The following is a 20,226-nucleotide window of genomic DNA, read 5'->3' on the forward strand; positions in this document are numbered from 1 at the left end:
CCGCGGACGATGGTTGTGCGCCTACCCCCGCCTCAACGCCCCAGGCGCCCGCGGACCATGCCCACGAGCGAGTTGAGTTCCTCGATGCGCATACGGCGGGCTGCGACGAAGAAGACCCCGAGCAGCAGGGCCCCGCCGGCCAGCAGCGCCGCGAACGACCCGAGGACGCCCTGGCCCAGGGCATGGCCGATGGCGTAGCAGGCCGCGCCGCTGAGCAGCGCCGCCGGCACCGAGGCGATGCACAGCCGTGCGTACGTCCGCATGACACGGGAGCCGTCGAGGTCGCCACCGAGCCGCACGCGCAGCCGGCGCCAGGCGACACCCACGCCGATCGCGTACGCGAGGCCGTACGCGGCGGCCATGCCGGCGACGGCCCAGCGGGGCGGAAGCAGCAGGTAGCAGAGCGCGGAGGCGCCCGCGTTGACCGCCGCCACGATGACCGTGTTGTAGAAGGGCGTCCGGGTGTCCTCGTACGCGTAGAAGGCGCGCAGGACGACGTACTGCACCGAGTAGGGGATCAGGCCGAGGGCGAAGGCCATCAGCATGTAGCCCATGTTGGTGGCGGCGCCGGTGCCGGAGGAGCCGAAGATCAGGGTGCACATCGGGATGCCCAGGGAGAGGAACCCGAAGGCGATGGGCACGATGGCGACGGCCGTCGTGCGCAGACCCTGCGAGATGTCGTCGCGGACGGCTCCCGCGTCGCCCTCGGCGGCCGATCGCGAGATGCGGGGAAGCAGCGCCGCCATCAGGGAGACCGTGATGATGGCCTGCGGCAGACCCCAGATCAGCTGCGCGTTGGCGTAGGCGCTGAAGCCCGTGCCGGGCAGGTCGGTGTCGGTGACCGCGGCGGTGGCCAGCTGGGTGACGACCAGGGCGCCCGCCTGGTTGGCGAGGACGAAGAGGACCGTCCACTTGGCGAGCATGGCGGCCTTGCCGAGGCCGTGGCCCCGCCAGTCGAAGCGCAGGCGGAGCCGGAAGCCGGTCTCCCGCAGGTACGGGATCATCGCCAGCGCCTGCACGACGAGGCCGAGCAGCACGCCGACGCCCAGCAGGCGCTGCCCCTCCGGCGGGATGTTCGTGACGTTCATGTGGGAGTCCGCGGCGGTGCCGTAGACCCACAGGAACATGCCGAGCGTGGCGATGATGACGATGTTGTTGAGGACCGGCGTCCACATCATCGCGCCGAACTTGCCCCGGGCGTTGAGGATCTGCCCCATCACCACGTGGATGCCCATGAAGAAGATGGTGGGCAGGAAGTACCGGGTGAAGGTGACGCCCACCTCGTTGGCCGCGGGGTCGCTGGCGACCGGGTTGGACAGCAGCCGGACCAGGAGCGGCGCCGCGAACATCGCCAGCGCGGTGAGCAGGCCCAACGACACGACGACCAGGGTCAGCAGCCGGTTGGCGAAGGCCTCGCCGCCGTCCTCGTCCTCCTTCATGGCGCGGACGAGCTGCGGGACGAACACCGAGTTGAGGCCGCCGCCGACGGTCAGGATGTAGATCATCGTGGGCAGCTGGTAGGCCACCTGGAAGGTGTCGCCGAGGAGGGCCGTGCCCAGCGCGGCCACGATCATCGCGGAGCGGATGAAGCCGGTGAGCCGGGACACCATCGTGCCCGCCGCCATCACGGCGCTCGACTTCAGCAACCCCGATGCCCGCCCGCCCTTCTTCGCCGCCGCGGGCGCGGCGGCGGGGGCTGCCGTCTCCGTGGCGGCCGGAGCGGCGGCGTACGGTCCCGCAGGACCCTGGCCGCCGGCCGGTGCGGGCGAGGGGCCGGGGACCGAGGGCGCGTCCGTCCACGGGTGCCCGCCGGTCTGCTGCGGGGGCTGGTAGCCGCGCTGTCCGGACTCCTGGAAGCCGTCCTGGCGCGCGTCGGGGTAGCCGCCCTGCCGGGTGTCCTGGTGGCCGCCCTGCTGCTGGTCGCGGAAGAGGTGGGCGAAGGCGTCCGGCTCGTGGCGCTCCTCGCCGGAGTGGCTGACGAGGTCGTCGACGCCCACGAACCGGGTGCTGCGGGGATCCTCCCCGTGCGGCAGGTACTGCGTGGCGCCCGACGGCTCCGGCGGCGGGGTCTGGGCCCACACCCGCGGGTCGGGGGCGTACGGCGACTGCTGCGGCGGGCCGTACAGCGGCTGCTGCGGCTGGTGGGTGCCCGGAGCCTGCGGAGGATGGGCGGCACGGTCGTACAGTGCCTCGTCGACCGGATCCTGGGCGGAGAGGTCCTGCGCCCGGTAGGGGTCGTCCGCGTAGGCGTCCTGGAGGTACATGTCCGCCGGGGGCTGCGACGGCACCTGGCCGTGCTCGGGCGGCGGCCCCTCGGGGTGGCCCGAGCCGCCCACGGCCTGGCCGCGGTCACCGTCGTACGGCGCGTTCATGCTTACCCCACCTCGTCGTCCCGGGCCCACCGGGCCATGACATCCTCAACGGTCCACCCTCTCACCCGTGCCGGAAGGGTCGGCGTCTCCCGCTGCGGTGTCCGGTGCCGGGTCACTCGGCTGCTCGGGGGTGTCCGCCCCGGGCCGAGCGCCGGACTGTTCTGTGAGACGGTCCGCGGGGCCCTCGGGGTTCTCCGCACCGTCGTTCTCCTGCTCGTCGGCGGTTCCGGCGCCCTCGCCGGTCCCGTCGGGGCCGTCCTCCGCGGCGTCGCGGGCGGCCGCCCGCTTGCGCTGGGTGTACATGCGGAAGCCGGCGAGGACGAGCAGCAGGACGCCGCCGCCGATGACCAGCATCACCGTGGCCGTCACCTCGGTGACCTTCACGTCGAAGGTGACCGGGTCGCCGTACTCCTGGCCGTCCTGCGTGTACAGCTGGGCCACCACCGTCACCGGGCCGTTGGCGTTGGCGGAGGTGGTGAACTTCACGGACTGGCTGTGCCCGCCGGCGATGGCCACGCGCTGCTCCGTGTAGGCCTTGCCGCCGATCTTCAGTCGGGTGGGGTTGGTCGAGGTGAGCCGCAGCACCAGGTGGTCGACGCCCTGCACCAGGTTGTTCTGCACGGTGACCGGGATGGTCGCGCTGCGCCCGGAGAGCTTGGTCTCCGACTTGTCGATCAGCTTGACCTCCTGGGCGAGGTCGTCGAGGTACGCCTCCACGCCGTCCCGGAAGTCCTCCGCCGCCGAGGACCGGCCGCGCCACGACGTGGACATCTCGCGGTTCATGGCCCGGCCGAAGGGAGTGACGACCCGGGACTCGTCGGTGAGCACGACCTTGAAGTTGTCGACCTTGTCCTGCGTCCTGCCGATCGCGGCGAAGGCGGAGTGCGTCAGCTCCTGCCCGCGCAGCGAGGAGGGGTAGTCCGCGGACGACGGCACCCTCGTGGTGGCGCCGGGGTCCGGCTTGGCGCCGGCGGCCGCGTTCAGGTCCTGCGTCTCCGACCAGGTGCTGTGCTGGAGGTCGGTCAGCGCCTGCGCCATGGCCCGGGCCTGGCTCGCGCTCGGCATCCGCTGCGGGGCGACGACGATGCTGCGCTGCTTGCCGGTCTGCTCCCCGAGTTCCAGGCTCTGGGCGAGGAACTGCTGCACGGCGAGCGTGGAGCTGCCGGCCTTGGTCAGGTCGCCCTGGAACGCCGTGGACAGCCGCGCGTCCGCGACCACGGCCGTGGTGCCGCCGCCGATCGGGCGGGCCGCCGAGGGGGTGTAGGACAGGCCTCCGGTCTCCTGGAGGCTGTCGCCGCGCGCGATCACCTTGTCGGCGCCCGCGGAGGTGGCGACCTTCACGATCGACGGGTCGACGGCGCCGTCGACGGGCCAGGCGAAGTCGGTGCTCGGCTTCACGTGGAGCACCGTCTCCACCGTGCCGGCGGCGACGTCGGTGGCGTCCCTGAGCTGGCTGAGGGAGCCGGTGACGCTCGTCCCGCTGTGCGCGAGGGAGGCCAGGTCCGGGTCGGCGAAGGGGAGCGCCACGACGTCCTTGCCCGCCACCGCCTGCTGCAGCTCGGCGAGCCACTTCTTGGCGACCGCCTGCTTGGTGCCCGCCACGGGGCGGCCGCCGCCGTTGCGGATGCGGTAGTTGCGGGTCATGGCGTCGACGGAGGCCAGCAGGTCCGGGTCGATCACCCAGGTGACGTCGAGGTCCTTGCCCAGCGCGAGCATCTGCTCCAGACGGCCGCCGGGAGCGAGGTCCTGGGAGAGGTCGTCGTTGCCGAAGGTCGGCGTCTGCTGTTCCCCGGGCCCGGTCTCCGCCGTCATGTGGACGTCGGAGACGAGCGGCCACAGATAAGTGGTCTTCGTCTTGGTGTCCGCCTCGTCGGGCTTCCAGGGCAGGAAGGTGTGCCGGATGCCCAGCACCTGGTCCCACGGCTGCGCCGTGGTCCGGCCGGAGAGCGAGACGGAGAGCGCGTAGACCCCGTCCGGGCCGAGGTCGAGCTTGTCGACCGGCACCGAGATGCTGAAGTGCTCGGCGACGCCCGGGGTGAGCCGGTCGAACTTCTGGACGTACTTGCCGCCCACCTCGGGGCCGTCGGTGCCCGGCACGAAGTCGGTGCGCCGGGCGACCGCGTCGATCGCCGAGCGGGTGTTCAGCTCGGGGCCCACGCGCAGGCCCACGTGGGCGCCGGTGACCGTCTGCTTGCCGTTGTTCGTCACCGTGCCGCCGACGGTGACGGTGTCACCGTCGGAGGGGGCGCTGGGGCTGAGCGAGTCCAGGGAGACGGCCACCGTGCGCGAGCCGGTGGCGGCGTCCTGTCCCGTGGCGCCCGCGGTCGGCGCGACGGGCAGCTGGAGCAGACCGGCCAGCAGGGGCGCCCCGGCGAGTGCTGCGCCGGTGCGCCGCAACCAGCGGCGGGCAGGTGAGGGAGTGGTCCCCTGGAAGTCTGCCGCGTCGGCCACGCGCTCGCCCGTCCCTCGTCGTCGTCAGTGGTCGTCGGATGTGCGTCCCCGCATGGTAACGATGTGCGCTGTGGCGAAGCGCCACGGAGGCGCCCACAAGATCGGCGGGCACCGACGCTCGCCCTTCATATGCCCGTTTCCACGGATGCTGTTCGTTCCGTCACAAAAGCGCCGATTGGGTGCCTGGCGGAGGGGCCCGGGTCCCGCGTCGGCGGGCTCGCCCGGGGTCCGCATATGGCGGCGCGGCCGGGCAGCCGGGCCACGTACCCTCTTCTGTTGTGCCGAACGCCAACGAAGACACTCCCCCTGCCCTGAGCCAGGTCCAGCAGCGCGCGGTGAACGAGCTGCTGCGGGTGGCCCCCGTCGCCGACGACCTCGCGCGCCGCTTCCAGGAGGCCGGGTTCTCGCTCGCCCTGGTCGGCGGCTCGGTCCGGGACGCGCTGCTCGGCCGGCTCGGCAACGATCTGGACTTCACGACCGACGCCCGCCCCGAGGACGTACTGAAGATCGTGCGGCCCTGGGCGGACGCGGTGTGGGAGGTCGGGATCGCCTTCGGCACGGTCGGGGTCCAGAAGCAGGCCCGCGTGGGGGACGTCGACCGGTGCTTCCAGATCGAGGTGACCACCTACCGGTCGGAGGCGTACGACCGCACCTCCCGCAAGCCCGAGGTGTCGTACGGCGACTCCATCGAGGAGGACCTCGTCCGGCGTGACTTCACGGTCAACGCGATGGCCGTCGCGCTCCCGCGGATGGAGTTCGTGGACCCGCACGGCGGGCTCGACGACCTCGCGGCTCGGGTGCTGCGCACCCCGGGCACGCCCGAGGAGTCCTTCTCCGACGACCCGCTGCGGATGATGCGGGCCGCACGCTTCGCCGCCCAGCTCGACTTCGAAGTGGCGCCCGAGGTCGTCGCCGCGATGAAGGGAATGGCCGAACGGATCGAGATCGTCTCCGCCGAACGGGTCCGGGACGAGCTGAACAAGCTGATCCTGTCCGCGCACCCGCGCAAGGGCCTGAGCCTGCTCGTCGGCACCGGCCTGGCCGACCGGGTGCTGCCGGAGCTGCCCGCGCTGCGCCTGGAGAGCGACGAGCACCACCGGCACAAGGACGTCTACGACCACACGCTGATCGTGCTGGAGCAGGCGATGGCCCTGGAGGAGGACGGCCCGGACCTGGTCCTCCGGCTGGCCGCGCTGCTGCACGACATCGGCAAGCCCCGCACGCGCCGCTTCGAGAAGGACGGCCGGGTCTCCTTCCACCACCACGAGGTGGTCGGCGCGAAGATGACCAAGAAGCGCATGACGGCCCTGAAGTACTCCAACGAGCTCGTGAAGGACGTCTCGCGTCTGGTCGAGCTCCACCTGCGCTTCCACGGCTACGGCACAGGCGAGTGGACCGACTCCGCGGTCCGCCGCTACGTCCGCGACGCCGGGCCGCTCCTGAGCCGCCTGCACAAGCTCACTCGCTCCGACTGCACCACGCGCAACAAGCGCAAGGCGGCCGCGCTGTCCCGCGCGTACGACGGTCTGGAGGCCCGCATCGCCGAGCTTCAGGAGAAGGAGCAGCTCGACGCCATCCGGCCCGACCTCGACGGCAACCAGATCATGGAGATCCTCGGGGTGAAGCCCGGCCCGGCCGTCGGCAAGGCCTACAAGTACCTGCTGGAGCTCCGTCTGGAGAACGGCCCGATGGACCACGACGCCGCGGTGACGGCCCTCAAGGAGTGGTGGGCCGAGCAGGGTCCGCAGGGCTGAGGGCGCGCGGCACGGGTCGCGCACACGGGATCGCGTGGCACCGGACTCCTGTTTCACGTGAAACACGGCCGCGCGGCATGACCCCGGGAAGTCGAAGGGGCGATGTTTCACGTGAAACATCGCCCCTTCGGCATGGGGGACCGAGGTGTTACTTGGTCTCCTTCAGGCAGAGCACCACGTCATGGCCGCCACCCGACTGCACGTAGTAGATCGTCGAGTCCGTGACGGTCTTGCACTGGGACTCGTCGGTGGAGTTGTCGAACTTCTGGACGACCTTGTACTGGGCGCCGCTGGAGGAGCAGTCGACATCCTGGAGGTCGGGCTTGGAGTACGAGCCGTCGTTGTGCATGCACGAGCCCACCGACGTGGTCTCCGCGTCGTCGCGGGTGAGGAACCAGCCCGCGCCGAACTTGATGATGGCGATGATGACGGCGACGACGATCAGCCCGACGATGCGCAGCGCCTTCTTGCCCGCCCGCTTGCCGACCGAGGGCGGCGGCGGGGGGACCGGCGCGCCCTGCTGCTGCGGGAACGGAGCGTACGGCTGCTGCTGCGCACCCGGGGCGGCCGGCTGACCCGTGGGCGCCTGGGCGTACGGGTTCTGGCCCTGGGCAGGCGGTGGAACGGTCACTTGGGGTCCCCCTGGAAATGAGGCGGCGCCGCTGACGCGGACATGGCGCGAATAAGACGCACGTAAGTTACCGGTCCCCACTGACAACGCGGCAGCCGAGGCGGACTCTGTAGCTCTGATGTGACACTTACCAGCGCTCAAAACGGGCCATAGCGGCCGCAACCGCGCCGTAGATCACGGCGATCGTGACCACCAGCGCGGCCGAGCGCCCGTCCGGCGGAAGCATCAGCGCGGCGACGCCGGCGGCGCCTACGAAGGAGACGTTGTACAGCACGTCGTAGACGGAGAAGATGCGGCCGCGGAAGCCGTCCTCGACCGTGGACTGCACGACCGTGTCCGTGGCGATCTTCGCGCCCTGGGTGGTCAGTCCCAGCACGAAGGCCGCCACCAGCAGCGGCCCGACGGCGAAGGGGAGGCCGAGAGCCGGCTCCAGGACCGCCGCGGCCGCCGCGCACACGACGATCCAGCGGGCGGGGCCGAGCCGCCCGGCTCCCCACGGAGTGACGACCGCCGCCGCGAAGAAGCCGGCGCCCGAGGCGCCCAGCGCCAGACCCAGCAGGCGCAGACCCTCCTGCGGGTGGGAGGTCAGCCCGTACCGGCACAGCATCAGCACCATGACGGTCAGCGCGCCGTAGCAGAACCGCATCAGCGTCATCGAGGCCAGCGCCCAGGCGGCCTCCCGGCGCGGCGGGGCCGCGAGGTGCCGCACGCCCGCCGCCAGGTCGCGCGCGGTGCCCCGCAGCGCCGCGCCCAGCCGGGGCTGGATCAGCTCCCGGTCGGGGCCCAGCAGCTCCGGCGCCATGAGCAGCGACACCAGGGCCGCGCACAGGTAGAGCGCGGCACCCAGCAGCACCACGGCCGCGTCGGAGTCCTCGGCCACCAGCCGGACCGCGAAGGCGAGCCCGCCGCCCGCGAAGGCGGCCAGTGACCCGGCGGTCGGGGACAGGGAGTTCGCGATCACCAGGCGCTCCCCGTCGACCACGCGGGGCAGCGCCGCGGACAGGTCCGAGAGGACGAAGCGGTTGACGCCGGTCACACACAGGGCGGAGACGTAGAACAGCCAGTCCGGGACGGCGGCGACCATCAGCACCGCCGTCACCGTGGCCATCGCCGCGCGGGTCAGGTTGCCGTAGAGGAGCACCTGGCGGCGCCGCCAGCGGTCCAGCAGGGCTCCGGCGAAGGGGCCCACCAGGGAGTACGGCAGCAGCAGCACCGCCATGGCGGAGGCGACCGCGGCGGCCGAGGTCTGCCGCTCCGGGGAGAAGACGACGTAGGTGGCGAGCGCGGTCTCGTACACGCCGTCGGCGCCCTGGGAGAGCAGCCGCACGGACAGCAGGCGCCGGAAGTCCCGGAAACGCAGCAGGACGCGCAGGTCACGGACGACGGGCATGGGGCACAGCCTCACATACGGGAAGGGCCCCCGGGGGGATGATCCCCCCGGGGGCCCTCAACGACCCGTGATCACGAGCGTGCTCAGCGCTCGACCTCACCGCGGATGAACTTCTCCACGTTCTCCCGGGCCTCGTCGTCGAAGTACTGGACCGGCGGGGACTTCATGAAGTACGAGGACGCCGACAGGATCGGGCCGCCGATGCCGCGGTCCTTGGCGATCTTCGCGGCGCGCAGCGCGTCGATGATGACGCCCGCCGAGTTCGGGGAGTCCCACACCTCGAGCTTGTACTCCAGGTTCAGCGGGACGTCGCCGAAGGCGCGGCCCTCGAGGCGGACGTAGGCCCACTTGCGGTCGTCCAGCCAGGCCACGTAGTCGGAGGGGCCGATGTGGACGTTCTTCTCGCCGAGCTCCCGGTCGGGGATCTGGGAGGTGACGGCCTGCGTCTTGGAGATCTTCTTGGACTCCAGGCGCTCGCGCTCGAGCATGTTCTTGAAGTCCATGTTGCCGCCGACGTTCAGCTGCATGGTGCGGTCCAGGACGACACCGCGGTCCTCGAACAGCTTCGCCATGACGCGGTGCGTGATGGTGGCGCCGACCTGGGACTTGATGTCGTCACCGACGATCGGGACGCCCGCCTCGGTGAACTTGTCCGCCCACGCCTTGGTGCCGGCGATGAAGACCGGGAGGGCGTTGACGAAGGCCACCTTGGCGTCGATGGCGCACTGCGCGTAGAACTTCGCCGCGTCCTCGGAACCCACGGGCAGGTAGCAGACGAGGACGTCCACCTGCTTGTCCTTGAGGATCTGGACGACGTCGACCGGCTCCTCGGCGGACTCCTCGATGGTGGCGCGGTAGTACTTGCCGAGGCCGTCGAGGGTGTGGCCGCGCTGGACGGTCACGCCGGTGTTCGGCACGTCGCAGATCTTGATGGTGTTGTTCTCGGAGGCGCCGATGGCGTCCGCGAGGTCGAGGCCGACCTTCTTCGCGTCGACGTCGAAGGCGGCGACGAACTCGACGTCACGCACGTGGTACTCGCCGAACTGCACGTGCATGAGGCCCGGGACCTTGGACGCCGGGTCGGCGTCCTTGTAGTACTCGACGCCCTGCACCAGCGACGCGGCGCAGTTGCCCACGCCGACGATGGCTACGCGAACCGAACCCATTGGCGGTTGCTCCCTGTGTGTACTCGGTGAGGTCCCGACGGGACCTCACGTGGCGGTGTCGCCGGGCGTATCCGGCCGGGGCGAATCCCCGGACCGGGGCAGGCCGCCCGGCGCTCCAGATGTGGTGTCCTGCTGAGCGGGTCCCCCCGGGCCGGCACCCTTCAGGTCCCGTCCGGCCCGCTCGCTCTCGATGAGCTCGTTCAGCCAGCGCACTTCGCGCTCCACGGACTCCATCCCGTGGCGCTGGAGCTCGAGGGTGTAGTCGTCGAGGCGCTCCCGGGTGCGCGCCAGGGAGGCGCGCATCTTCTCCAGGCGCTCCTCCAGCCGGCTGCGTCGGCCCTCCAGTACGCGCATGCGCACGTCCCGCGACGTCTGCCCGAAGAAGGCGAAGCGGGCGGCGAAGTGCTCGTCCTCGTACGCGTCGGGGCCGGTCTGCGAGAGCAGCTCCTCGAAGTGCTCCTTACCTTCCGCCGTCAGCCGGTAGACGATCTTGGCGCGGCGCCCTGTGAGGGAAGCGGCCAGGGCGTCCTCGGGGGTGCTGCCCGGTTCCTCGATCAACCAGCCGTTTGCGACGAGCGTCTTGAGGCAGGGGTACAGCGTCCCGTAACTGAAGGCGCGGAACACACCCAGAGACGTGTTGAGGCGTTTGCGCAGCTCGTAGCCGTGCATCGGAGACTCGCGGAGCAGGCCGAGCACGGCGAACTCGAGGATGCCGGAACGTCGGCTCATCGTCGCCCCCCTCGTCCTTATCTCGCGCTGATGTATCGACTCGATACATCACGACGATAGAACGGTCGTCCGCATGCGACAAGAGGGCACATGGTGAACGGGATCACATCACCGTTTCGTTGCAGGCGAGTTGCCTGATTTGGGGTGAACTCAGGGGCTCGGGAGGTTTTGGCGGTGCGTAGTCTGTGCGCCATGCACACCACCGGGAACCGAGAGACTCCTGGGGACGTCCTCGTCCTCGGTGCAGTACGGGTGAATGCGCGACCGACCACATCCGTACTTCGGGGGGACCGGAAACCAGCTGCCGTTTCCAGGCGCGCAAGGGTGCGCCTGCCCGAGGAGTAATCGTTCGATGAGCGAGCACCGTCGCAAACCGCCGCAGCCGCAGGAAGGCGGACGTGCCGCGGCCCGACGCGGTCAGTCCGGTTCGCCCTCCGGCCGCCGCGCGGCACCGCGAGGCGCCACCGGATCTTCCGCCGACTCCTATGGGTCCAGTTCCTATGGATCCACTCCCTACGGGTCGGGGCCCCAGGGCGCGGGATCCCATGGCATGGGGGATGAGGGCCGCGCGTACGGCAGCCGTGCCGAGGCCAGGCGCGCGGCGCAGAGAGGCGGCGGCCGCCGTCGTGCGCCCGAGCCCGCCGGCCCCGGGCGCGGCAGGAGCCGAAGCGCCTCTCCCGCCGCCAAGCGCATGATCGACTACCCGCGCGCGGGCAAGTACGGATGGCGCCGCTGGATGCCGTCCTGGAAGCTCGTGACCGGCCTGTTCATCGGCATGATCGGGAGCATGGTGATGGTCGCGGGCATCGGGTACGCCATGGTGAGCGTGCCCAACGTCGCGGACACCGCGGAGGCGCAGAACAACGTCTACTACTGGTCCGACCACACCCAGATGGTCGCGACCGGCGGTGAGACGAACCGCCAGATCGTCAACCTCTCGGAGATTCCGGAGGCGATGCAGAACGCGGTCATCTCCCAGGAGAACAAGACCTTCTACAGCGACAGCGGCGTCGACCCCAAGGGCATCGCCCGCGCCGTGCTGAACATGGCCCGGGGCGGTCAGACGCAGGGTGGCTCCACCATCACCCAGCAGTACGTGAAGAACGCGCGGCTGGACGACCAGTCGCAGACGATCACCCGTAAGTTCAAGGAGATCTTCATCTCCATCAAGGTGGGCGCCACGGTCCCCAAGAAGCAGATCCTGGCCGGCTACCTGAACTCGGCGTACTACGGCCGCGGTGCCTACGGCATCCAGGCGGCGGCGCGCGCGTACTTCAACAAGGACGCCATCAGGCTGAACCCGGGCGAGTGCGCCTTCCTGGCCGCGACGCTCAAGGGCGCCACGTACTACGACCCGGCCGGCGCGACGTCCATCGACCCGAACGCCACCCCGCAGGCCAACAGCAAGCGTGCGCAGTCGCAGATGCAGGACACGCTCGACAAGATGGTCGAGTACGGGCATCTGAGCGCATCGGAGCGGGCCAAGTACACCCAGCTCCCCAAGGTGCAGAACCCGCGGTCGAACACCCGGCTGAGCGGCCAGACCGGTTATCTGGTCGACCTCGCCAAGGCCTACATCATCAACAACACCGACATCACCGCCAGCCAGTTGCAGCGGGGCGGGTACCGGATCTACACGACCTTCGACAAGAAGAAGGTCAACGCCCTCAAGGCCGCGGTGGAGAAGGTCCAGAAGGGCAACATCAAGCCCAAGCTGCGTCCGGACACCGATACCCACGTCCAGTTCGGCGGCGCCTCGGTGGACCCGAGGACGGGCGCCATCGCGGCCATCTACGGCGGTGAGGACGCCACCAAGCACTTCACCGACAACGCCGACGCCACCGGTGCCCAGGTGGGCTCGACCTTCAAGCCGTTCGTGCTGGCCGCGGCCATGAAGTGGGGCGTGCGCAACCCCGACGGCCCCGAGGACCAGCCCCAGGACGAGCGCACCCAGGTCTCCCCGAAGAGCCTGTTCAGCGGCCAGAACAAGCTCAAGATCAAGGACTACCGGGGCGAGGTCTGGAAGAACGAGAAGGGCGAGGAGTGGTTGCAGACCAACGACGGCAACCAGTCCTACGGCACCCCGCCCCAGCACCAGATCGACCTGCGTGAGGCGATGCGGGAGTCGGTGAACTCCGCCTTCGTGCAGCTCGGCATGGACATCGGCCTGGACAAGGTCAAGGAGTCGGCCATCGACGCGGGCCTGAAGGCGAACAGCCTGGCCGGCACCAACTACCCCTCCTTCTCCATCGGCATCTCCGACCCGAGCGCGATCCGCATGGCGGGGGCGTACGCCACCTTCGCGGCCAGCGGCAAGCAGAACGAGCCGTTCTCGGTCACGGAGGTCAAGGACAAGGACGGCACGCGCTACAAGCACGAGGACAAGACCAAGCAGGCCTTCACCCCCAAGGTCGCCGACAACGTCACCGACGTGCTGAAGACCGTGGTCGAGAAGGGCACGGGTACCAACGCCCAGCTGCCCGGCCGTGACGTGGCCGGCAAGACCGGTACCACCGACGGCAACAAGTCCGCCTGGTTCGTGGGCTACACCCCGCAGCTGTCCACCGCGATCAGCATGTTCCGGATGGACGACAACGCGGAGAACAAGTCGCGCACGTTCCTGAAGATGTACGGAACGGGCGGGCAGAAGAAGATCCACGGTGCCTCGTTCCCGGCCCAGATCTGGCACGACTACATGGCCGAGGCGCTCAAGGGCCAGCCGGCGATGCCGTTCCCGGCGCCCGAGCCCATCGGCACGGTCGTCAACGCCCCGCCGAGCCCGACCCCGACCCCGACGGTCACGCCGAGCCAGGAGACGAGCCCGAGCCCGTCGCCCACGCCCAGCGAGACCCAGACCAGCCCGAGTCCCTCGCCGAGCGACAGCTGTGGCTTCTTCGGCTGCAGCAACAACGGCGGACAGAACGGCAACGGCGGTACCACCGACGGCGGCACCAGTCCCACGCCGACGATCACGGACACGAGCACCACGGGCACCACCCGGGGCAACGGCAACGGAGGCTTCTTCGGAGGCAGTACGGGCTGACCCCGGCCGGCCGGTTCCTCCGGCCGGCACCGTGGCGCGACACCCGCGCCGGAACGACAGGGCAGGGCCACCGGAACAGATCCGGGGGCCCTGCCCTTTTCCGTGCCGTGGTTCCTCGTCCCGGTGCCGTGCCGAGGTCCTGTGCCGAGGTCCTGTGCCGTGGTGCCGCGCCGCGGTCCCGTGCCCTCGCTCCGCGCCGGGTTCCGGGTTTCCCTCCCGGGCGGCCGCGGAGAACGGTGTGCGCGGGGTCCCGCTCAGGCGCGTACGGCAGGATGTGCGGCATGACCGGTGCTGAATCGACGCAAGCGAGCGTGCCCGAGACCGACCCGGTGCGGCCGACCAGGGAGGACCCGGTCGCCGCGGCCGGCAGCGAGCTGATCGGCGGGCCCGTCGGGCGGCTCGCCCTGCTCGGGACGTCCTGGTGGACCCCGGTGCGGATCGTGGCGCTCGTGGCGATCGGCATGTTCGCCCTCGGCCTGGTCCAGAAGGCGCCCTGCTACAACGGCGCCTGGTTCTTCGGCGCCAGCTCGCAGTACACCAAGGCCTGCTACTCCGACATCCCGCACCTCTACCAGGGGCGCGGGTTCGCCGAGGGGCTCGTGCCGTACTTCGACAAGCTCCCCGGCGACATGGACTACCTCGAATACCCGGTGCTGACCGGCGTGTTCATGGAGGTGGCCGCCTGGCTCACGCCCGGCAGCGGCAGCATCCAGGACCAGGAGCAGTGGTACTGGATGGTCAACGCGGGGATGCTGATGGCCTGCGCCGCCGTCATCGCCGTCTGCGTCGGCCGCACCCACGCGCGCAGGCCCTGGGACGGCCTGCTGGTCGCGCTGGCGCCCGCCTTCGCCCTGACCGCCACCATCAACTGGGACCTGCTGGCGGTCGCCCTGACGGCCGCGGCGATGCTGATGTGGTCCCGCGGCCGGTCCCTCGCCTTCGGCGTCCTGCTCGGGCTCGCCACGGCCGCCAAGCTGTATCCGGTCTTCCTGCTCGGCCCCCTGCTGGTGCTGTGCTGGCGCGCGGGCAGGTGGCGGGAGTTCGGCCGGGCGTTCGGCGGCGCCGCCGTGGCCTGGCTGGTGGTGAACCTCCCGGTGATGCTGTTCGCCTTCGAGGGGTGGTCGAAGTTCTACCGGTTCAGCCAGGAGCGCGGTGTCGACTTCGGTTCCTTCTGGCTGATCCTCGCCCAGAACTCCAGCAGCCCGCTCAGCACCGACACCGTCAACTTCCTCGCCACCCTGCTGATGCTGCTGAGCTGCGTGGGCATCGCGGCCCTCGCGCTGACCGCTCCGCGCCGTCCCCGCTTCGCCCAGCTGGCCTTCCTGATCGTCGCGGCCTTCATCCTCACCAACAAGGTCTACTCCCCGCAGTACGTCCTGTGGCTGGTGCCGCTGGCCGCGCTGGCCCGGCCCCGGTGGCGGGACTTCCTCGTCTGGCAGGCGTGCGAGGTGGCGTACTTCCTGGGGATCTGGATGTACCTCGCGTACACGACCAGCGGCGACGCCCACAAGGGACTGCCGACCGACGGCTACCACTGGGCCATCGGCGTGCACCTGCTGGGGACGCTGTACCTGTGCGCCGTCGTGGTGCGGGACATCCTCATGCCGGAGCGGGACGTGGTGCGCCGGGCCGGGGACGACGACCCCTCGGGCGGTGTGCTCGACGGCGCGGAGGACGTCTTCGTGCTCGGCACGGCGGCCCGTCCGCGGCGCCACGCGGCCCACTTCGCCGGGCCGCAGGTGGAGTGGGGCGCCGGGGCCGTGGCCTCCCCGGGAGGAGGTTCGCTCTGAGCGAACGGGGTGCGAAGGCCCCCTTCGCACCCGGCCGCATGCGAAAGGCCGTACACCGGGCGTTCCGGGTACGGCCTTTCGTGCCGGTGGGACCTCAGCGGTCCATGAGCCGGTCGAACTGCGTGGTGGTGTGCCGCAGATGGGCCACCAGCTCGTCGCCGACCTTCGGCTCCGGGGCGTCCATGGGCACGAACAGGATCGAGACCTGCATGTGCGGCGGCTCCGCGAACCAGCGCTGCTTGCCGCCCCAGACGAACGGCGAGAGGTTGCGGTTGACCGTGGCGAGGCCGGCGCGGGCGACGCCCTTGGCGCGTGGCATGACGCCGTGCAGCGCCTTGGGGGCCTCCAGGCCCACGCCGTGCGACGTACCGCCCGCCACGACCACCAGATAGCCGTCGGAGGCTGCCTTCTGCTGCCGGTAGCCGAAGCGGTCGCCCTTGGTCACGCGGGTGACGTCCAGGACCGCCCCGCGGTACTCGGTGGCGTCGTGGTCCCCCAGCCACAGCCGGGTGCCGATGCGGGCGCGGAAACGGGTCTGCGGGAACTGCTGCTGGAGCCGGGCCAGTTCGTCGGCCTTGAGGTGGCTGACGAACATCGTGTGCAGCGGCAGCCGGGCCGCGCGCAGCCGGTCCATCCAGCCGATGACCTCCTCGACGGCGTCCGAGCCGTCGGTGCGGTCCAGCGGCAGGTGGATGGCGAAGCCCTCCAGCCGGACGTTCTCGATGGCGGCGTGCAACTGGGGCAGGTCCTGCTCGCTGATGCCGTGCCGCTTCATCGAGGACATCACCTCGATGACGACACGGGCGCCGACGAGGCCGTACACCCCGTCGACCGAGGACACCGACCGGATCACCCGGTCGGGCAGCGGGACCGGCTCCTCGCCGCGCCGGTACGGCGTCAGCACCAGCAGGTCGCCGCCGAAGAAGTCCTTGATCCGGGCGGCCTCGTACGTCGTGCCGACGGCGAGGACGTCCGCGCCCAGACGCGTGGCCTCCTCCGCCAGCCGCTCGTGCCCGAAGCCGTAGCCGTTGCCCTTGCAGACCGGGACGAGGCCCGGGAACTGCTCCTGCACGTGCTTGTGGTGCGCCCGCCAGCGCGCGGTGTCGACGTAGAGCGTGAGCGCCATGGCCGGACCTGGAACCTTTCCTTCTGGTGGCTGCGGTTGGTCAGCTGCGGTGGTCAGCTGGGGTGAAGAGGGGACGGGGGGAACAGGGGACGGGGCTCAGCGCCGGGACATGTAGATGTCGAGCGCCTTGTGGAGCAGCTTGTTCAGGGGGAAGTCCCACTCGCCGAGGTACTCGGCGGCCTGTCCGCCGGTGCCCACCTTGAACTGGATCAGACCGAAGAGGTGGTCGGTCTCGTCCAGCGAGTCGGAGATGCCCCGCAGGTCGTAGACGGTGGCGCCGAGCGCGTACGCGTCGCGCAGCATCCGCCACTGCATGGCGTTCGAGGGCCGGACCTCGCGGCCGATGTTGTCGGAGGCGCCGTAGGAGTACCAGACGTGCCCGCCGACGATCAGCATGGTCGCCGCGGCGAGGTTCACCCCGTTGTGCCGGGCGAAGTACAGCCGCATCCGGTTGGGGTCCTCGGAGTTCAGGGCCGTCCACATGCGCTGGAAGTACGACAGCGGGCGGGGCCGGAAGTGGTCGCGCACGGCCGTGATCTCGTACAGCCGCTGCCATTCCTCGAGGTCCTGGTAGCTGCCCTGGACCACCTCGACGCCGGCCTTCTCGGCCTTCTTGATGTTGCGCCGCCAGAGCTGGTTGAAGTTCTTGTGCACCTCTTCCAGGGAGCGGTTGGCGAGCGGCACCTGGAAGACGTAGCGCGGCTGGACGTCGCCGAAGCCGGCGCCGCCGTCCTCGCCCTGCTGCCAGCCCATGCGGCGCAGCTTGTCGGCGACCTCGAAGGCGCGGGGCTCGATGAAGTCGGCCTCCAGGTCGCGCAGGCGCTTGATGTCCGGGTCCTGGATGCCCCTCTTGATGGACTCGGCGTTCCAGCGCCTGATGATCACCGGCGGGCCCATCTTCACGGAGAAGGCGCCCTGCTGCTTGAGGTGGGCCAGCATCGGCTGGATCCAGTCGTCCAGGTTCGGCGCGAACCAGTTGATGACCGGGCCCTCGGGCAGGTAGGCGAGGTACCGCTTGATCTTGGGCAGCTGGCGGTACAGCACGAGGCCCGCCCCGACCAGCTCGCCGGTGCGGTCGTCGAACCATCCCAGGTGCTCCGAACGCCACTCCGCCTTCACGTCCGCCCAGGCCGGGACCTGCATGTGACTCGCCGCGGGCAGGCTCTGGATGTAGGCCAGATGCTGCTCTCGACTGATGGTCCTCAGGGTCAGGGTCATTCGGGGCGCTCCTCGGGCTGGCGTGTCCCCATGGGATCAGGGGCTCCGGCTCTCGCGCCGAAGCCTACTGCGCCCGGCCCGCGGCCCGAATGACCGTGCGGTGCCTTCGCCCCGGCCCGGGGCCCGGCCGGGGCGTGCTGTGGGTCGGCGGGGGCGCCGTCCGGAGATCCGGCGGGGCGCCGTCCGAAGATCCGGCGGACGGCGCCTCATGCCGTGCGGACGGTGTCCGTGATGTTGTGGTGGAGGGGGGTGTGCGGCGTCAGAAGAACCCGCCCCAGGCCAGGCCGAGTCCGAAGCCGACCGCCGAGGCGCCGAGGCCGATGATCAGCCCGAAGCGCTCCCGTGTCGTCTCCGAGATCCACTGGCCGTACGCGCCGGTGAGGATGCCCACCAGGCCGGCCCAGGAACTCAGCGCATGAAGACCGGGGAACCACGCGGCGACGACAGCCGTCAGGCCCAGCGCCAGGGTCACCGCGAGGAGGGTGTCCTGGACGGGATGGGACTTGCCGTCCGTGGAGAGGAGTCCACCGCCGGTGGCGGTGTTGGGTCGCAACGTCTGTGCCATGGGGCACCTCCTGCGAAGGGCGGCGCATCGTAGCGCCTTACACACCCGTCGTGTCCAGATTGACGGGTCCTGGGGCCCGATTTCAACCGGAAGCGGGGGTGCGGGTAGTCTGTAACGTCTGCATCGGTCTCTGCCCAGGCACCTCGCGGCGCCTGGCGATTCCGTCGGCCGCCTCCGATTGTCAGTGGCGGCCGATACCGTTGCGTACGCATCACAACCCTCCTGCCACGGAACGACCGTGGCCGCCGAGTCCAAAGGAGGTGGGTTCCACATGCGTCACTACGAGGTGATGGTCATCCTCGACCCCGATGTCGAGGAGCGCGCTGTCTCTCCGCTGATCGAGAACTTCCTGTCCGTCGTCCGTGACGGCGGCGGCAAGGTCGAGAAGGTCGACACCTGGGGTCGTCGTCGTCTCGCCTACGAGATCAAGAAGAAGCCCGAGGGCATCTACTCGGTCATCGACCTGCAGGCCGCGCCTGCGGTCGTCAAGGAGCTCGACCGCCAGATGAACCTGAACGAGTCGGTCCTCCGGACCAAGGTCCTCCGTCCCGAGACCCACTGAGCTCTCCCGCTCAGCTGATCCCGGGATTCGAGTAGCAGCACCAAGCAGCCAGCAGCACACCCGCCGAGAGGTTCCCCCATGGCAGGCGAGACCGTCATCACGGTCGTCGGCAATCTTGTCGACGACCCCGAGCTGCGCTTCACCCCCTCCGGTGCGGCGGTCGCGAAGTTCCGTGTCGCGTCCACGCCCCGCACCTTCGACCGTCAGACGAACGAGTGGAAGGACGGCGAGAGCCTGTTCCTGACCTGCTCGGTCTGGCGTCAGGCGGCGGAGAACGTCGCGGAGTCGCTCCAGCGAGGCATGCGCGTCATCGTGCAGGGCCGGCTGAAGCAGCGGTCCTACGAGGACCGCGAGGGCGTCAAGCGCACGGTCTACGAGCTGGACGTCGAGGAAGTCGGCGCCAGCCTGCGCAACGCCACGGCCAAGGTCACCAAGACCACCGGCCGCGGTGGCCAGGGCCAGGGCGGTTACGGCGGCGGTGGCGGCCAGGGTGGCGGCGGCTGGGGCGGCGGCCCCGGCGGCGGTCAGCAGGGCGGCGGCCCGGCCGACGACCCGTGGGCGACCGGCGCTCCCGCCGGTGGCAACCAGGGCGGCGGCGGTGGCGGCGGCTGGGGCGGCGGCTCCGGCTCCGGCGGCGGTGGCGGCTACTCGGACGAGCCCCCCTTCTAGGTCCCCGGACCAAGGGTGGGTCGTACCCACACTTCTTGATCACACAGGAGAAACACCATGGCGAAGCCGCCTGTGCGCAAGCCGAAGAAGAAGGTCTGCGCTTTCTGCAAGGACAAGGTCACGTACGTGGACTACAAGGACACGAACATGCTGCGGAAGTTCATTTCCGACCGCGGCAAGATCCGTGCCCGCCGCGTGACCGGCAACTGCACGCAGCACCAGCGTGACGTCGCCACGGCCGTCAAGAACAGCCGTGAGATGGCGCTGCTGCCCTACACGTCCACCGCGCGCTAAGGGAAGGGTGACCGAATCATGAAGATCATCCTCACCCACGAGGTCTCCGGCCTCGGTGCCGCGGGCGATGTCGTCGATGTCAAGGACGGCTACGCTCGCAACTACCTGATCCCGCGGAAGTTCGCGATCCGCTGGACCAAGGGTGGCGCGAAGGACGTCGAGCAGATCCGTCGTGCTCGCAAGATCCACGAGATCCAGACCATCGAGCAGGCCAACCAGATCAAGGCCCAGCTCGAAGGTGTGAAGGTCCGTCTGGCCGTTCGCTCCGGCGACGCCGGCCGTCTCTTCGGTTCCGTCACCCCGGCCGACGTCGCCTCGGCGATCAAGGCCGCCGGTGGTCCCGAGGTCGACAAGCGCCGCATCGAGCTCGGTGCGCCGATCAAGACCCTGGGCGCCCACGAGACGTCCGTGCGTCTGCACCCCGAGGTTGCCGCCAAGGTCAACATCGAGGTCGTCGCGGGCTGAC

At 70.3% G+C, this 20,226-nt stretch carries 16 protein-coding genes; 7 read left to right on the plus strand and 9 right to left on the minus strand.

Annotated elements, in window-relative coordinates:
• Positions 1–32 precede the first annotated feature (32 nt).
• On the minus strand, positions 33–2,372 hold the full coding sequence (gene murJ / locus ACIPM1_RS12460; RefSeq protein WP_402432663.1) for a murein biosynthesis integral membrane protein MurJ: 2,340 nt from the start codon (positions 2,370–2,372) through the stop codon (positions 33–35).
• A 45-nt stretch (positions 2,373–2,417) separates the two neighbouring features.
• Positions 2,418–4,823 (minus strand): DUF6049 family protein, encoded by a 2,406-nt coding sequence (locus tag ACIPM1_RS12465; RefSeq protein ID WP_402432666.1) that lies wholly within the window; start codon positions 4,821–4,823, stop codon positions 2,418–2,420.
• A gap of 278 nt (positions 4,824–5,101) precedes the next feature.
• Here ACIPM1_RS12465 and ACIPM1_RS12470 point away from each other — a divergent pair, with 278 nt between their 5' ends.
• On the plus strand, positions 5,102–6,577 hold the full coding sequence (locus ACIPM1_RS12470) for a CCA tRNA nucleotidyltransferase (RefSeq protein ID WP_402432669.1): 1,476 nt from the start codon (positions 5,102–5,104) through the stop codon (positions 6,575–6,577).
• A 148-nt stretch (positions 6,578–6,725) separates the two neighbouring features.
• On the opposite strand, the gene ACIPM1_RS12475 is transcribed toward ACIPM1_RS12470, so the two are convergent.
• The 4 genes from ACIPM1_RS12475 to ACIPM1_RS12490 all read right to left on the minus strand — a co-directional run bounded on the left by ACIPM1_RS12475 (position 6,726) and on the right by ACIPM1_RS12490 (position 10,493).
• Entirely contained in the window at positions 6,726–7,208 is a 483-nt protein-coding gene (locus tag ACIPM1_RS12475; protein WP_402432672.1) for a hypothetical protein, read from the minus strand.
• A 127-nt stretch (positions 7,209–7,335) separates the two neighbouring features.
• Positions 7,336–8,598: an MFS transporter gene (locus tag ACIPM1_RS12480; RefSeq protein WP_402432675.1), complete on the minus strand. Its 1,263-nt coding sequence runs from the start codon at positions 8,596–8,598 to the stop codon at positions 7,336–7,338.
• Positions 8,599–8,681: 83 nt separating this feature from the next.
• The gene (locus ACIPM1_RS12485) at positions 8,682–9,764 is read right to left on the minus strand and encodes an inositol-3-phosphate synthase (protein WP_402432678.1); all 1,083 of its coding nucleotides are present in this window, start codon (positions 9,762–9,764) and stop codon (positions 8,682–8,684) included.
• A gap of 45 nt (positions 9,765–9,809) precedes the next feature.
• Positions 9,810–10,493 (minus strand): helix-turn-helix transcriptional regulator, encoded by a 684-nt coding sequence (locus ACIPM1_RS12490; RefSeq protein WP_356181371.1) that lies wholly within the window; start codon positions 10,491–10,493, stop codon positions 9,810–9,812.
• Positions 10,494–10,845: 352 nt separating this feature from the next.
• Here ACIPM1_RS12490 and ACIPM1_RS12495 point away from each other — a divergent pair, with 352 nt between their 5' ends.
• On the plus strand, positions 10,846–13,536 hold the full coding sequence (locus ACIPM1_RS12495) for a transglycosylase domain-containing protein (protein WP_402432681.1): 2,691 nt from the start codon (positions 10,846–10,848) through the stop codon (positions 13,534–13,536).
• Positions 13,537–13,808: 272 nt separating this feature from the next.
• On the plus strand, positions 13,809–15,326 hold the full coding sequence (locus tag ACIPM1_RS12500; RefSeq protein WP_402432684.1) for a glycosyltransferase family 87 protein: 1,518 nt from the start codon (positions 13,809–13,811) through the stop codon (positions 15,324–15,326).
• 94 nt (positions 15,327–15,420) lie between these two features.
• Here ACIPM1_RS12500 and ACIPM1_RS12505 read toward each other — a convergent pair whose 3' ends face one another.
• The 3 genes from ACIPM1_RS12505 to ACIPM1_RS12515 all read right to left on the minus strand — a co-directional run bounded on the left by ACIPM1_RS12505 (position 15,421) and on the right by ACIPM1_RS12515 (position 18,235).
• Positions 15,421–16,452, minus strand: a complete 1,032-nt coding sequence (locus tag ACIPM1_RS12505; RefSeq protein ID WP_392195953.1) for an alanine racemase — start codon at positions 16,450–16,452, stop codon at positions 15,421–15,423.
• 96 nt (positions 16,453–16,548) lie between these two features.
• Positions 16,549–17,670: a peptidoglycan bridge formation glycyltransferase FemX gene (gene femX / locus ACIPM1_RS12510; RefSeq protein WP_402432687.1), complete on the minus strand. Its 1,122-nt coding sequence runs from the start codon at positions 17,668–17,670 to the stop codon at positions 16,549–16,551.
• Between the two features lie 259 nt (positions 17,671–17,929).
• The gene (locus ACIPM1_RS12515) at positions 17,930–18,235 is read right to left on the minus strand and encodes a hypothetical protein (protein WP_402432690.1); all 306 of its coding nucleotides are present in this window, start codon (positions 18,233–18,235) and stop codon (positions 17,930–17,932) included.
• A 271-nt stretch (positions 18,236–18,506) separates the two neighbouring features.
• On the opposite strand from ACIPM1_RS12515, the gene rpsF reads away from it, so the two are divergent.
• The 4 genes from rpsF (at position 18,507) to rplI (ending at position 20,225) form a co-directional block, all read left to right on the plus strand.
• Positions 18,507–18,797: a 30S ribosomal protein S6 gene (gene rpsF, locus ACIPM1_RS12520; protein ID WP_402432693.1), complete on the plus strand. Its 291-nt coding sequence runs from the start codon at positions 18,507–18,509 to the stop codon at positions 18,795–18,797.
• Between the two features lie 78 nt (positions 18,798–18,875).
• The gene (locus tag ACIPM1_RS12525; protein WP_402432696.1) at positions 18,876–19,466 is read left to right on the plus strand and encodes a single-stranded DNA-binding protein; all 591 of its coding nucleotides are present in this window, start codon (positions 18,876–18,878) and stop codon (positions 19,464–19,466) included.
• A 57-nt stretch (positions 19,467–19,523) separates the two neighbouring features.
• Positions 19,524–19,760, plus strand: coding sequence for a 30S ribosomal protein S18 (gene rpsR, locus ACIPM1_RS12530; RefSeq protein ID WP_003949403.1), 237 nt, complete (start codon positions 19,524–19,526; stop codon positions 19,758–19,760).
• A gap of 18 nt (positions 19,761–19,778) precedes the next feature.
• Positions 19,779–20,225 (plus strand): 50S ribosomal protein L9, encoded by a 447-nt coding sequence (gene rplI / locus ACIPM1_RS12535; protein WP_356181349.1) that lies wholly within the window; start codon positions 19,779–19,781, stop codon positions 20,223–20,225.
• Position 20,226 lies beyond the last annotated feature (1 nt).

The organism is Streptomyces sp. NPDC086766, from assembly GCF_044746005.1.
Classification (GTDB): domain Bacteria; phylum Actinomycetota; class Actinomycetes; order Streptomycetales; family Streptomycetaceae; genus Streptomyces.

Excerpts from the sequence above, each read along its gene's own strand:
- ACIPM1_RS12485 (WP_402432678.1), bottom strand. The coding sequence starts at position 9,764 with ATGGGTTCGGTTCGCGTAGCCATCGTCGGCGTGGGCAACTGCGCCGCG.
- murJ (WP_402432663.1), bottom strand. The coding sequence starts at position 2,372 with ATGAACGCGCCGTACGACGGTGACCGCGGCCAGGCCGTGGGCGGCTCG.
- ACIPM1_RS12500 (WP_402432684.1), top strand. The coding sequence starts at position 13,809 with ATGTGCGGCATGACCGGTGCTGAATCGACGCAAGCGAGCGTGCCCGAG.
- rpsF (WP_402432693.1), top strand. The coding sequence starts at position 18,507 with ATGCGTCACTACGAGGTGATGGTCATCCTCGACCCCGATGTCGAGGAG.
- femX (WP_402432687.1), bottom strand. The coding sequence starts at position 17,670 with ATGACCCTGACCCTGAGGACCATCAGTCGAGAGCAGCATCTGGCCTAC.
- ACIPM1_RS12505 (WP_392195953.1), bottom strand. The coding sequence starts at position 16,452 with ATGGCGCTCACGCTCTACGTCGACACCGCGCGCTGGCGGGCGCACCAC.
- ACIPM1_RS12525 (WP_402432696.1), top strand. The coding sequence starts at position 18,876 with ATGGCAGGCGAGACCGTCATCACGGTCGTCGGCAATCTTGTCGACGAC.
- rpsR (WP_003949403.1), top strand. The coding sequence starts at position 19,524 with ATGGCGAAGCCGCCTGTGCGCAAGCCGAAGAAGAAGGTCTGCGCTTTC.
- ACIPM1_RS12515 (WP_402432690.1), bottom strand. The coding sequence starts at position 18,235 with ATGGCACAGACGTTGCGACCCAACACCGCCACCGGCGGTGGACTCCTC.
- ACIPM1_RS12495 (WP_402432681.1), top strand. The coding sequence starts at position 10,846 with ATGAGCGAGCACCGTCGCAAACCGCCGCAGCCGCAGGAAGGCGGACGT.
- rplI (WP_356181349.1), top strand. The coding sequence starts at position 19,779 with ATGAAGATCATCCTCACCCACGAGGTCTCCGGCCTCGGTGCCGCGGGC.
- ACIPM1_RS12480 (WP_402432675.1), bottom strand. The coding sequence starts at position 8,598 with ATGCCCGTCGTCCGTGACCTGCGCGTCCTGCTGCGTTTCCGGGACTTC.
- ACIPM1_RS12490 (WP_356181371.1), bottom strand. The coding sequence starts at position 10,493 with ATGAGCCGACGTTCCGGCATCCTCGAGTTCGCCGTGCTCGGCCTGCTC.